Source organism: Chryseobacterium sp. JM1, assembly GCF_000737715.1.
Taxonomy (GTDB): Bacteria; Bacteroidota; Bacteroidia; order Flavobacteriales; family Weeksellaceae; genus Chryseobacterium.
The window spans coordinates 1-13,650 of record NZ_JPRN01000017.1; the positions used below are offsets into that span (position 1 = coordinate 1).

Here is a 13,650-nt window from a genome sequence, read left to right on the forward strand (position 1 = left end):
ATCTTAGAGAATATTATTTAAGAAAGGTAGCTGAGGGAAAAAATAAAATGCTGGTACTGAATAATGTGAGAAATAAAATTATCCATAGGGCTTTTGCCGTTATCAATAAACAAAAGCCCTATGAAAAAAATTATATAAATAATTTGGTAACGTCATAGAAATCAGCCACCTTGTATTTACCGGTATATGAAATTTCTTCTAATCGTTTTAATGCCTGAATTTTTAAATCTTTTAATTTTAAAATAACTATCTCCTTCATTCATACAGAAAATATGTCATTAAAACTAAGGCTACAGTTCTGGGTGGCTGAGGGCCTCGAAGCCACCTTCCATTTTTTAAATTTTTAAATGCTTGAATCTTTAAATTCTTTAAATTCTTTAATTCCTCAACATCTTATTCCTCCCCGTCTTAAACCTCGAAATATCCTTCAGGATAACATTGTCATCAGGGTTAAAATATTTCAGTTCATTGATGATCTCAGAACGGGTACCTACTTTTTCTGCAATAATTTCATAGGCGATACTCCGTATTACAGGCTGTAGTTTCGGATCCTTTTTAAGCTCATGCTTCATTGCTTCAAGGTAGATTGTCTTTTTATAGGACGGTGTTTTATGATAAAGCTTCTGAATTTCCGTTTCCAGTTTTCTGACATCAAAAACATTGGCGAAATAATTATTCAGACAGTTGAAGGCATCTTTATCTTCCTCCCAACCTTTCAGCAAAATTTTCTGGGCTTCCTCAGGCTGCTCCATTTTTTTACTGTACACCAAAGAAGCTTTTACCATTTGATTATTGCCTGTATAGTCATCTGCAACCATCTGATAATAGATGTGGGCATTTTTTATATCACTAATTTCCCGGTAAAGATCCCCTACTTTTTCTTTCTGCTGCAGTTCTTTGTACAGGTCGATTGCCTTTTTGTACTGTTTTGCTTTTTCATAACAGGAGGCAGCTTCTGATTTATTGTTTAATTTTTTAAGATACACGGCCGCCGCTTCATTGTAGAAACCACCGTCCTCCAGTGTTTTTGCTCCGCGGAAATTATCCTGAAGGAGGCTCATATATACTTTTGCTGCTTTTTTGTAGTCTTTTTCAGCGATATATTTTTCGGCAAGTTCTTCATACCTGCTTCGGATTCTGTCGAATAAAGAGGCTTCGAGATAGAAACTTCCGCCTCCGGAACCCCGTCTTCCTGAGTTTTTTCTGTTCTGTTCTTTATCTTTTAAAGCCGTGATAACAATCATGATAATAAAGGCTACCACAAGGAAAATAGCCAACGTTCCTACAACACTCCAAAAGCTTTCGTGGAACAGCTGTGCTCCTATCCCAATGATTTTAAACACCGCCAGGATCATAAATGCGATCAGGAATTTGTCTATAAATTTCTGTTTATTCATCGTTGTCAGGGTTTAAAATGGTTTTGTCTTCGCTGAACAGTCGGTAAAGGAGAAGAATGACGCAGATCACCAGAATCCATACAAACCAGTTGTAACCAAACATTTTTATCAGTGGATAAAACAGATACACCAGCATGGACACAAGGAACACCGACAAAATAATCTTCACCCAAAGCGGAACACTGTCTCCGCCAAGGTTTAAAGATTTTCTTTTGAAGATAAAAGAATAGATTCCCACCGCTCCAAACATAAAAATCACAAGATAGAGGATATCTGAAACTTTTGTATTTTCAGGTGAACTGCTTTTGCCGGACTCGAGCTTTCCTATTTTTGAATCTTTAATCGGAGACGGAGGAAGTTCCATCATGTCAAGGGTCCCGTACAGTTTTCCAAGAGAATCTGCCATGAGCACCTGCTTTTTCTTTAAAACAAATTTCACAACTTCACCATTGACAGGTTTTCCCTTACTGTATTGTTTCAGGGAATCCGAAATACGGCGTTTCATCGTAGCTTCCTGCTGAACCAGATGTTTTGTTATCTTTTTTGAGTAAATAATTTTCAGAGAATCCCGGCTGTTATGTTCTCTGCTGTTGAGTTTTTCGATGTCGTTACCCACCTCGCCAAGATTTCTCCCTCCTGCTTTTTTATACTGTTCCCTTTCGTTTTGATCTTTTGACATGGCGGCACCGGCTGCAGAATATTCACGGGACAGTTTTTTTCTTTCTTTTCCGTAAATGGAATCAATTTTCATATCAATATCCGTCACACCGGATTGGTACGCAATCATATCGGCGCGGGTTTTATCAGCACCGTTCATGATTTTACCGGATGAAACCAGAAAATCTTCTTTCAGCGTCTTGTCTTTATCTGAAGGCATAAAAATCCTGAACAGTATCGCAATGACGACAACAGCCCAGAATATTCTTCTGAAATTACGGGTTCCAGCCGTTTCTTTTTTATCTCCGGAACCTCCGAACAGGGTGCTCAGCCAACTGTTTCCAAAAGTAAAGTTTCCAAAGCCATCACCACGGGAAGTTCCCATAATATCCAATGGTACGCCCAGCTCTACCGCTCTGTCAGGATATTTTTCTATATATTGTAAATATTTTTCAATCTCTTTTTTATTTCCGGCCATTACTTTTTTAAGATCAAAAGGCAGGTTCTTCATCCATTCTTCCTCATTCTTCGGCTGCTGAAGGGCGGCCAGAATTTTCTCATCATCCATCTCAACCGTAAAACTCTTAATATGCAGAGGGGTTTTCACGCCATTCGAAGGTTTCCTTACTTTACCCTGTGCTATTTCAGGTTCCTGTAACACAGAAAGCCAATCTATTTCTTCTGACAGTTTAACAAACCCAAAATCAGGATGCATCATCATCAATCTTGTTCCTGCAGACTGCCAGTCTTCCGGATTAATTTTAGGATAAAATATAGTATTTTCAGGGATAAAAAGTTGATCGTCTACACATTGAAAATAGGCATTCTTCCCAATTTCCTGAGGAGCTTCATGATAAAATACCAGCAGACATCCGTACAGAACATTAGGCTGATCTGCCGGAATCGCATAGGATTTTACTTTATTGAGATCGAGTCCCAATACTTCCATTTCGTGAAGCCATACCTCCGGTGACGGGTCTTTGATTAAAACCCCTTTCTTAGGATAGCTGTTTTTCGGAAAAGGTTTTATTCTAAGCTCCATAATCCAGGATTTGATCAATAAACGCTGTTAAATACTGTGAATACATTTCTTCCAGGGTTTTCACTTTCAAAAGCGTCTGTTTCGGAAGGTAATATTCTGAACCGCCATATTCTGTATTCGTAGACAATGCCAGGAAACCATACTCCGTGGAGGGAATATAAAATGTAGGAATTCCTGTGTTGCTGCTCTTAAAAGTAAGCATTCCACGGGGATCTGTAATGATCTCACTGCCGTCCTGAAAGGTAAATTTATTTTTGTTCTGCTCTGCAAGAATCTTAACGGTAAACCTGTTTTTGTAAAGGTTCAGTGAATTGTCATACAATCTGCACAGTTCATTTCCTGAGATCACCAGATTATTATTTTCGTTGATTCCCATCCGGTTGAAATTGCTGATAATTTTCATTCCGCTTCGGTTCAGCTTGGCCACTTCGGTTTCAGCTTTTGCAATATTTCTGTCTATTTCACGGTCATCATTAAAAACGGATTCTACGGATATACTTCCTTCCAAACTGATTTTGTAAAGGGAAGAATTCGTAGGCTGATGCAGATAAAAATTTCTGCTGAAATAGGTCAGATGATACGAGCTCGGGATATTCAGTCCTGTAACGTTGAATTCAGAATATTCTTTCGTATTCAGATTCAGTTTGGAAATGAGTTTTTTATCCGGCTGATACTGGCAGAGGATAAACTGTTGCTGCTTATTTTTCGCCAGGGCAAACTGTCCTCTCGGTTTTACGGAAATATCTTCGATCAGGACTTCGCATCCATGATATGTTTTGTAGTAATCGTAGGAGCTGCGGTCATAATAATTATCAGAAAGATACGTTTTCAGCAGCTGTTTCTTTGAACTTAAAATGTAAAATTCCCCTTCGTATAAAAACTGGGCAATTTTATTGGACGGAGTAGGAAACAGGATCGGATAATTTTGTGGAAGATCCGTTTTCTTGCCATTAATAGTCGTCGCTTTCAGTTTACGCTGTGGCGGATTGGCCCATAATTCCTGTAGTGGAAGTTTTATCTTTTGAATATGCTTTCGGGCTCCTTTATGGTGCTTATAAAAATTCAGTTCGCCATCCGAAGAGGTCGTGATCAGGAATTTCAGGCGGTCCCTGTTTTCATGAATCACTTTCCGCACTTTTTCATCGGCAAGGTTTTCCTGATGGGTAATGTAGAACACTTCAAGGTCTTTTTCCCGATGATCTTCATTAAAAAATTTCGCCAGCGCTTCCGAAACTTCCAGAATCGGACTCACCTGATTCAGGTTTTCAATAACGTCTTCCATTTTATCAAGAGACACCGGTAATCCGGCCTGTCCCAAGGCAAAAACCTTACACTCCGAATGGGCTTTCGGATGTCTGATCACAGCAATAGCCGATGCAAACGCTAAGACTTTAGGCGTTCCCCAGTTTCTCAGGGAGGTATCAATTAAAATGGCTCTTTCAAATATATTTTCTTCCGGTGGAATCTCTCTCTGGATGTACAGGGCTTCATTATTGGCAATACGGTTCATGAACACTTCATCTTCATTGGCAAATTCGGAAAGCAGCATTCTGTGGAGGTCGCCTTTATTCGCCATATCAGAAATTCCCCCAATGGGTTGTTCCCCGGGAGATAAATGACGCATCGGAATTCTCAGTCCGCTCCATATCCTTTTGATCAGACTTCCTACCTGAAAAGTTTTCGGTTCTTCGATCAGTTGCTGGATAAAATCTTTATCGGTTTCTACGGTAGTTTCCTCTTCCACCACTTCATCATCCAGCTCAGGCTCATCAATGTGATCGCGCATGGCATCAATGATGGACTGTACGGTAGGAAATTTTTCATTTAGCAGATCAAGGGCACTTAAATCCCTGTTGATGGCAGATGGTCCTGCATATTTTTTCTCCGCACTTGCCGCCAGCATGTAGGGTCTTTTGTAGTAGATGGTCAGGATCATTTCTGCTTTGCCGGGAGCGATCCTGTTGTGGGCATCCTGAAAAAGAGTCTGAAACAGAACAATTCTGTTCTGCCCGTGTTTATAAACTCTGTTTAATGATTTCAGCTTTTCAAGGAACTCAATACTCTTCTCGGCGGTGAAGTCGAAATTTCCAATGCTGTGAAAATTAGCCGTATGTTTCAAAGGACCTGCAAAATCTGTATAACCGTCCTGCATGGCATACAAAACCATCAGCAATGCCCCGAAAGGAGGCCATCCCTGCGGCTGCAGCTCTTTCAGGATCTCCATCACATAAGGTCTGTAGGCTATCGCACCAACGCCCGGAATAGAGATGAGATTATGATCATGGTACCCGGAATCTCCGGCGATATCCTCGTCGGTCTCCCACTCCCAAAAGTAGTTTTCGTATGACTGGAAATATTCGTTTAAATCCATTCTTTTGTTTTTTCAGTAAGACGAAATGAGCTTACGGACAGTTTCCGGAAATCCTCTTTTTTCACAGGAAGATAAGTTCCGTCTTCGTTCCATAACAGCCATTTGTCCGACGCTTTGTTATATTGCTGCTGCAGGAGTGAGCTCAAATTTTTAAATTCGAAATCAAAACCTGAAGGCAAAAGATGACCGTCTCTGGTCCAGTAGGTTTTTCCGGGCAGGCTCAAAAGCGGTGTTCCGAGAAATAAGGCTTTATCGTCAATCACTGCCCATTCTATTTTATCCAGTTTGAAATTCGGCTGTGTGGGAATACTGTCTTTAATTTCTGCTATTGAACTTAACAATGCAATGGCAGGGTGTTCTTCATTTCCGGGTTTTAATCTTACTTCCACTTTTTCGCTGATCCCAAAATAATTATTGTTGGAAGCGGGAAAAGTAAGTCGTAATGCTTTATCTATAGCTGACCAAAGCAAAGCTGTTCTCATTTTTTTGCTTGGGACCAGTGCTTCTTTTTTGAATAAAAGTCCGTCGCGCAGTTCGTACAGCATAAAATTAGGAAGCTGCTGGATATCCGCAGACATAGACTGTTCTTCGGTAAAGCCCTTTAGCCAAACCGTCTCGTCGTCTACTACAATCTGTACATTTTTCCAGTCCCGGATAGCACCCAGAAAATCTTCATCGGCGCGGGGAAGTTCTGCCCAGAATTCTTTTACACCGTTTGAAGGATCTTCTGCCATAAGCTTTCAATTTCTTGCTGAATATACTGCTTCTGCTCCGGATTTCTGATCCAGTCGCAACGGGTCTGCAGGTATCTCAATTTATCTTTGATCACATTCTGTTCTTCAAAACTCAACGTTCCGCTGTTCCATTTTTCTATGAGAATCTTCACGTCCTTCATCACTTCCTCCGGATTTGGAGTTTTATTCTGCATCGCCTGTGGATGGGATTTCGGGTTATCATCTTTTTCAATGGTTCTGTTGATGATGCCTTCAAGGATTTCAATCTGTTCTTCCGTATCCCAGATATGTTTCAGCACCCAAAGGTCTGAAAGTACAGCTTCATTTCTTCCGCAGATCAGGGCGCTGGCCGCAATCAGATTCTGAAGTTTTACCGCTCTACGGTCGGAAATGGCAATTCCTGTATTTCTTAAGCTGATGATTGTATTTAAATAGACTTCATAAATAGGTTTTAAATCCACTGCTTTACACAGATTCTGAAGTTCTCTTATTTCGTCTGCGAGAATTTCGGGAATATCAGTTTCCGTTTCGTTTTCCAGTTTTCTTCCGGCAAGAAGTACCTGCTGAAGAAGCTCAGGATTTACATAATCGACATTAATTCTCACCAGGAAACGGTCAAATAATGCGTTCAAAGATTCATCTTCGGGAAGAACGTTACTCGCCCCAACGAACATAAGCGCAGGCAGATGTTTTGTTTCTTTTCCTCTTTTGAAAATTTTCTCGTTCAGAGCCATCAGCAGTGAATTCAGGATGGCAGAATTCGCATTGAAGATCTCATCCAGGAAAACCAGTGAAGCTTCCGGCATCATGCCTTCGGTATTGGTAAGAAGTTCGCCTTCTTTTAATTTTCTGATGTCAAACGGTCCGAAAATTTCATTTGGTTCTGTGAAACGGGTCAGCAGATATTCAAAGTTTTTGCCGTCTTTCACTGTTTTGGACAGCGTTCTTACAATTGCAGATTTTGCGGTTCCCGGAGGCCCGTACAGAAATGCATTTTCTTTAGCCAGAAGACATATTCCCAGCAGATCTACCACATCATTTTTTCCTACGAAGGTATCTTTTACGTAGTTGAGAACGGTATTGAGTTTTGTAATATTTTGAGTCATTAGTATTTATTTAATGAAAAATCTTAACAGTAAAAAGTATATAAATCCAATTACAATCAGTGAAAGAATAAGATCAATATAAAAAGTAAATGGAAGTTCTAGAAATTTAAAGCCTACAACAAAGTATCCAACTATTATCACAATGCCCATAAGCGCCGATAGGAAGGAATACAGTGAGGAAATCATCAGGACCAATGAGATAAAAATAAAATATATTCCCACACTTAAAAAAATAAAAAAATGCTTACCGTATGCGGTGTATTGGCTGTGAATAAAATTTACAAACCCAGAAAAGTCATTCTTTCCTGAAAACAGCAGCCAGATATGGTTTCCGAAATCTTTAAAAATCACAAGGGGATCATACCCTGAAATCCAACTGACAGCAACAATTAAAACGGTGAGCATAGTTCCCATCATTCCATGAAAAATAAAGGCATTTTTCATGGTCCGCCTATCATATTTCTTCAGTTCATCGTCATTAAGCCCCACATCCCCTCCTGAATCTGTTTTCACAAGGCTGGAAAGGGGAATATAGCCAAACTTAATTCTGAGATCATTTTTTATGGTGTAGGCATATAAGGGTTTTGAAAAGGACATGAACATCCAAATCTCATTCACTTTTGTTTTAAACATCAAAATATTGGCATAATATGCCAAAATACAGAACACAAAAAAGTAGGAAGCAACTATTCCTCCCAATGCAACTGCAGTATTAATCTCCATGAGCAACTATTTTTAAATCCCGCCAGTAAACATCCTTATGAAGTCCAAAATCTGCCATAAGCAATTTATTAATATAGGGAATTTCTGCCAGCGAATAGGCTTTCTTTTCCACAATTCTTTCAAGATACAATTTCCTGTACACCTTATCCTGAAGCTCTTTTTCCCAGTTAATTTTATCTAGATTCAGCGGATATCCTATTCCGGAATAATGAAACTGTGTGAGAATATCTTCCAGAATCTTCACCAATGGATCATATGGATCAGCGGTCTGCAATACGGAAGCTATTTGTGGTAAAAATCTCAGGGATAAATCCGCAGACAAAACGGAGGAAATATCAGAGGATGCTTTCATTTTAGGGATCAGTTTATCCAGATCTTTTGATGTATTTTCGCGGATAAGGTAGAGCTGAGCACTATGATACAGAACTTTTGCTCCCCAAACTGCGGCTTCTTTATCACAGTGTATAGCTGTCGATAAAAATTCCAGTCTCTCTTTTTCGAACTCTGTTTCAAAATAATCTCCGGCTTCCTGTTCTTCTTTTTTTGAGATTTCATGCAGATTTGAAAATACAGTAATCGATCCGCTGTTTCGCAGCAGAAAAATAGTGTCTAGAAATGGGGACCTGGTTTCCATCATCTAACAAAAATAAAACTATTTCGCAGAGAATCGTTGATCGTTAGATAATATTTGAGGTGAATCATTCATAAATCTGGTGATTTAATTACTGTGGAAAGTCTTTTTCTTTTTTTTTGCTCTCGCGGATTGGGCAGATGGTGCAGATTATTGCGTTTGCTTAATATAACCTCATAGGTTTTGGAAACCTATGAGGTTGGTTTTGGGGAATTTTTTCCTTTTTTGACCACCCCGTCAGATCTTTGATCTGCCACCCCTCCGGCGGAGGGGAATCTGTGCTTAGAAAACTTAGGATATTGAACTACAAATCTTTAGATATTTCAATCTAAAAGTTGCTATCTTTGTCCCTTCAAAATAACATTATGAGTATTCACATCAGTGCAAAAAAAGGAGAAATTGCTAAAGTAGTATTGCAGCCGGGGGATCCGCTTCGTGCACAATATATTGCTGAAAATTATTTGGAAAATGCTAAACTGGTAAGCAAAACAAGAGGAATCTTTTATTATACAGGTCTTTATAAAGGAAAAGAGATCACTGTAGGTGCCAGCGGAATGGGCTTTCCGAGCATCGGGATCTATTCTTTTGAATTATTTACGGAGTATGAAGTAGATACCATCATCAGAATCGGGACGTGCGGAGCTTATACAACAGACCTTAAACTTTTTGATATTTTAAATATTGAAAATGCAGCCAGCGAAAGTACATATGCAAAATATGCATGGGAAATTGAAAATGATATTCTTCCTCACCAGGGAAATATTTTCGGAACGATCAATGAAACGGCTCAGGAGCTTTCTTTAGCGACCAAAGCGATCAATGTACACAGCAGCGATATTTTCTACAGAAAAGATCCTAATGTTCCTGCGATTGCTACCAAATACAACTGTCCGGCTGTAGAAATGGAAGCTTTCGGATTATTTGCGAATGCCCAGCATTTAGGAAAAAATGCAGCGACGATTCTTACGGTAACTGATATTATTCCTACGCACGAAAAAATTTCTGCTGACGAAAGAGAAAAAGCCCTTAAACCAATGATGGAACTGGCTTTGGAATCTGCAATAAAAAGTCTTTAACAGAAAAGAAAGTTAAGCTGCAGTTTTGCAGTTTCGCCATAAAAAAAGAGCTTTACTTCATCAGTAGAGCTCTTTTTTATAGTTTGAAAAAATTCCTGGCGGTTTCGGTGGTTTCCTCCGCGACTTCAGAAATACTCATCTTCTTCCAGTGGGCGATCGTCTGTGCTACATAAGGCAGAAAAGACGGTTCGTTCCGGCGGTTCTGCATTCGCGGCATATTCTTCGGAAGCATGAACGGGGCATCGGTTTCTATCATCATGCGGTCCAGCGGAGTATATTTGATCACGTCTTCCAGCTGTTTAAATCTTTTGTCATCACTTATCGCGCCGGTAAATCCTAAATAAAATCCTTTGTCAAGATATATTTTAGCTTCTCCAAGCGTTCCTGTGAAGCAATGAACAACCGCTTCCGGTAACCGGGAAAAATATTCATCTGTAATTTCGTTAAATCTTTTAAAAGCTGATCGTTCATGCAGGAAAAGGGGTTTATTAACCTCAACGGCTAATTCCAGCTGGGCTCTGTAGCACTTTTCCTGAATAGGTCTGGGAGAGAAATCCCGGTCGAAATCCAGCCCGCACTCGCCTACCGATACGACCTGATCTAATATCAAAAGGTTTCTAAGTTCCCGGATACTTTCCTGGTTAAAAGACTTGGCATCGTGGGGATGAATTCCCGCTGTAGAAAATAAAATATCAGGATATTCTTCTGCAATTTCAGCAGATTCTTTACTTCCGCGTACGCTTGTTCCGGTGAGGATCATTTGCTCTACCCCATTATCCAGGGCGCGGTTGATAATTTCTTCGTGTTCGTTATAGAACTGTTTATTGGTCAGGTTAATGCCAATATCAATGTATGTATTCATTTGTTTTTGTTTTGTCTTTGTATATAAAAAATCTTACAATCTTGGGGTCTTTCAAAACGTTTTTGAATTCTTTTTCAGCATAAAATCCTCTGAAATCCGAACGTTTTACTCCGTTGAATTCTTTCGTTATTTTCACCCAGATGATTTTGTGTCTGGCTTTTCTGGCTTTTTTAAATGTAAAGGTTTCGCTTAGCTGATCTTTGATGACTGCTTTTGCTGTTCTTCGCCATTTTTTATTGCCATATTTTCTAAGTTCCTGAGAGATTTTTCCATCTTCTCCGGCTCTGAAATTGCCTTTATTATAAGTGTTTCTCATCTTTTATTCACATTAAAAAGGGAGGCAAGCGGGAGTCGAACCCGCATATCACATTAGCAGTGTGCGTTTTTCCGTTAAACTATTGCTTCCGTTTATTTGAAAATTTAAGAGTTTAGTATTTTCTTCATTGTTTTAGTTTTTAAAATAGAAACAGACAGGGCCCGAACCTGCAACCTTCCGGTGAAGGGAATGTTTTTCCAGTTAAACTACTGTTTCTTTAGTTATGCTTCCACTTCCAGCAGGCTGAAATATTCTGAAGCGGTGAGCGCTCTGGGAAAGCCACGTGGCGTAATTTCCCTTTCCAGTTCACAGATCAGAAGATCGCCCTGTCTTTTCAGACACTTGATGTGTGGAATAATGTTTTCATGTATCCTGAAAGTAGATGCGATGGCGGTAAGTGCATTTCCTTTATATTCCTGTTCTATCCAAAGCCAGTGTTCCTTTTCTGTGGAAGGGCACCAGCATTTTACGGCGTAGGAATACTGATCTGTTTCACGCCATGTATAAATTCCTAATTTTTTATTTTCAATTTTATACACCTCATAACGGTTGATTCTTCGGATCTGGGTTTTATTTCCGTTTTGATCGTATTCGTTGTAATTCAGTTCCACTTCTTCTTCATTGATCTTTTCTGCTTCCAGACGATTCATCAGATTTCCTACTCCTATGTAATTAAAACAGAAGAGACGTAGGTTTCTGTCCGTAGATTCGAAGAATTCTTCAAACTGTATGGTTTCCACTATATTCCAGAGTTTTTCTATTTTTTCCAGAATTTTGGTAAAAAACGGGGTTTCAAACCTCGTCCACTGGCGTTCATATTCTCTTGTCATAAAGTTCTGAAAACTACTGTGACGCAGCTTCAGGATGGAAATCAGTTTCCGGATGGTGTAATTCTGCTGATGCACCACATAGTTGAAAGACGATCCGGAGAGGATCAGTTTATCTTTGGAAAGATACATTCTGTCATTGATCTTAAAATAAATATTTTTAGCCAGATGTTCAAAATGATCGTCTTTCTGGTACAGATAGAAATTAATTTGCTTCAATGCCGGAAGACGGGAACCGTTCTGCCTTTCATCACCGAAAAAATTAATATACTCCAGAGATTTAAAATTAACTTTAAATGCATTGATCAGCCTTCCATTGATTCTCTTAAGATGCTCAAATTCCAAAGAAGTATGCATCTCCAGATCCCCGACTTCCTGAATCTTAGGGGCAATCGTCTGGTGGGTTTTATACGTTCCTTTTACTTTTTCCAAAGATATAAAATGACAGGTTTCCCCCTGAATCTGAATATTTCCGTTCACATTCTTCAACAATGGAAATCTTACCCCTGAATTACGGTTAACAGAAATGCTGCCTGAAGTCTCCAGCAATGGAAAATCTGCATAGCAACCCTGTTCCAATAGAATATTTCCCGTGATTTCCTGAAGTACCGGAAAAGAAGCTTTTGTCTTTTCAAATCTGAGGTGTCCGACTATTTTTTTCAGTTCCGGAAAATCGTGGGTAAAATAATGGCCGGTTTTGTCACGGCATTCCATATTGATCTGTCCCTGAAGAAATTCAAGGTAGGGAAAAGATACATTTTTACCATAAACATTGATTCTTCCACGGATTTCATAGTGCGGAATAATAATATCGTTACCGAAAATATCAACATTAAAAATACCTTCTTTCGGAAGAAATTCCACTTCATACTGATGATTGACCGGGATGACAATTCTGGACTGCACCAGTTTTTTACCTCTTGCGATGACATTGGCTTTTTTAAGGGAAATATTTCCTCCTATCGTTGCCAGGTTTTTAAAATCAAAATCGATGATGCATTTGAAATGACCTTTTACTGTTTCCAGCTTCTGGATTTGGGCGAAACAATGAAGCGTGAAGTTTTCTTCCACCGTTTTAAGATTGGGAAGAGAGCAGTCTGCCGCATCTACAGACAAAGATCCTTTGACTGTTTTCAGGTTTGGAAACTGACATCCTTCTCCACGCAGAAGCAGGGTTCCGTTCAGTTCTTCAATGTCCCATGTGATGTTTCTGCCATATATTTCTACGGTCACGTGGTCATCAAAAGCCGTCTCCGGAAGGTCTTCCGCGGAGAATACTTTATATCTTGTGATGGGATCAGTCGTATGCATTTTCTGTCAGTTGGGTTATGGGATTGTATTCCTGCTGGATGTACTTCACAAAATAGTCACTTTCTATGCGAAGGATTTTATGTTCACCGTGAAAAATAAAGCCATCACCATAGATTCTAAAAGTTTCCATACTACCATCTTTTTCAACGATCTTATATCCGGGTGCTTTCAGGGTATGCTGGTTGCTTGTCTTTTCCAGACAGTATTCTTTATAGGTTTTGGTGTGTTCTTCCAGGTTGTTGATTTTTTCTCTTGCCTCTGAACTTTTTCTTAGGTAAGGCTTAATGTCAGATAATTCGGGAACATTCGTGTTTTCTACAAAATGAAGTGTACTTTCCTGTGGTACAGGAACAACTGTTATTTCTTCAACAGGACCGTTTTCTCTAAAAAAATCAAATATCTTTTTCAACATGGCTTTTATTTTTTGATGATAAAAAACAGAAAGAAAATCGGATTCGAACCGATAATTCGCCTCTTAGAAGCTGGTTTTCTCCGGGTTAAACTATTTCTTTCCTTGTTATTTTCTGTGAAACGGCAGGATTCGAACCTGCGCCTCTGGCTTGCCGAACCAGCGCTCTTCCATTGAGCTAACGTTTC

Annotated in this window: 12 protein-coding genes and 2 tRNA genes; 1 reads left to right on the forward strand and 13 read right to left on the reverse strand. The window is 39.4% G+C overall.

Annotation, left to right across the window (positions count from 1 at the left end; translation table 11 throughout):
• Positions 1 to 377: 377 nt before the first annotated feature.
• The 7 genes from IW22_RS20640 to IW22_RS20670 are packed head-to-tail and all read right to left on the reverse strand — an operon-like array spanning position 378 to position 8,667.
• Positions 378 to 1,397 (reverse strand): tetratricopeptide repeat protein, encoded by a 1,020-nt coding sequence (locus IW22_RS20640; protein WP_034730582.1) that lies wholly within the window; start codon positions 1,395 to 1,397, stop codon positions 378 to 380.
• Positions 1,390 to 3,096: a hypothetical protein gene (locus IW22_RS20645; RefSeq protein WP_034730584.1), complete on the reverse strand. Its 1,707-nt coding sequence runs from the start codon at positions 3,094 to 3,096 to the stop codon at positions 1,390 to 1,392. The genes IW22_RS20640 and IW22_RS20645 overlap by 8 nt, the downstream gene beginning before the upstream one ends.
• Complete coding sequence (locus IW22_RS20650) at positions 3,086 to 5,467, reverse strand: hypothetical protein (RefSeq protein WP_034730587.1); 2,382 nt, start codon at positions 5,465 to 5,467, stop codon at positions 3,086 to 3,088. Before IW22_RS20650 ends, IW22_RS20645 begins: the two co-directional genes overlap by 11 nt.
• Positions 5,458 to 6,201, reverse strand: coding sequence for a hypothetical protein (locus tag IW22_RS20655; RefSeq protein WP_034730589.1), 744 nt, complete (start codon positions 6,199 to 6,201; stop codon positions 5,458 to 5,460). Before IW22_RS20655 ends, IW22_RS20650 begins: the two co-directional genes overlap by 10 nt.
• Positions 6,174 to 7,307, reverse strand: coding sequence for an AAA family ATPase (locus IW22_RS20660; protein ID WP_034730592.1), 1,134 nt, complete (start codon positions 7,305 to 7,307; stop codon positions 6,174 to 6,176). The genes IW22_RS20655 and IW22_RS20660 overlap by 28 nt, the downstream gene beginning before the upstream one ends.
• A gap of 6 nt (positions 7,308 to 7,313) precedes the next feature.
• Positions 7,314 to 8,030 (reverse strand): hypothetical protein, encoded by a 717-nt coding sequence (locus tag IW22_RS20665; RefSeq protein WP_034730595.1) that lies wholly within the window; start codon positions 8,028 to 8,030, stop codon positions 7,314 to 7,316.
• On the reverse strand, positions 8,020 to 8,667 hold the full coding sequence (locus IW22_RS20670) for a hypothetical protein (RefSeq protein ID WP_228384082.1): 648 nt from the start codon (positions 8,665 to 8,667) through the stop codon (positions 8,020 to 8,022). The genes IW22_RS20665 and IW22_RS20670 overlap by 11 nt, the downstream gene beginning before the upstream one ends.
• A gap of 359 nt (positions 8,668 to 9,026) precedes the next feature.
• On the opposite strand from IW22_RS20670, the gene deoD reads away from it, so the two are divergent.
• Positions 9,027 to 9,737, forward strand: coding sequence for a purine-nucleoside phosphorylase (gene deoD, locus IW22_RS20675; protein WP_034730597.1), 711 nt, complete (start codon positions 9,027 to 9,029; stop codon positions 9,735 to 9,737).
• A 76-nt stretch (positions 9,738 to 9,813) separates the two neighbouring features.
• Here deoD and IW22_RS20680 read toward each other — a convergent pair whose 3' ends face one another.
• The 6 genes from IW22_RS20680 to IW22_RS20710 form a co-directional block, all read right to left on the reverse strand.
• The gene (locus tag IW22_RS20680) at positions 9,814 to 10,599 is read right to left on the reverse strand and encodes a TatD family hydrolase (protein WP_034730601.1); all 786 of its coding nucleotides are present in this window, start codon (positions 10,597 to 10,599) and stop codon (positions 9,814 to 9,816) included.
• On the reverse strand, positions 10,583 to 10,915 hold the full coding sequence (locus IW22_RS20685; protein ID WP_034730604.1) for a hypothetical protein: 333 nt from the start codon (positions 10,913 to 10,915) through the stop codon (positions 10,583 to 10,585). The genes IW22_RS20680 and IW22_RS20685 overlap by 17 nt, the downstream gene beginning before the upstream one ends.
• A 19-nt stretch (positions 10,916 to 10,934) precedes the next feature.
• Positions 10,935 to 11,005, reverse strand: a tRNA-Ser gene (locus IW22_RS20690).
• 131 nt (positions 11,006 to 11,136) lie between these two features.
• A complete protein-coding gene (locus IW22_RS20700; protein ID WP_034730607.1) occupies positions 11,137 to 13,053 on the reverse strand; it encodes a hypothetical protein in 1,917 nt (638 codons plus the stop codon).
• Positions 13,040 to 13,465, reverse strand: coding sequence for a hypothetical protein (locus IW22_RS23860; protein ID WP_051891337.1), 426 nt, complete (start codon positions 13,463 to 13,465; stop codon positions 13,040 to 13,042). The genes IW22_RS20700 and IW22_RS23860 overlap by 14 nt, the downstream gene beginning before the upstream one ends.
• Positions 13,466 to 13,580: 115 nt before the next feature.
• Positions 13,581 to 13,650: transfer RNA gene (locus IW22_RS20710), tRNA-Ala, on the reverse strand.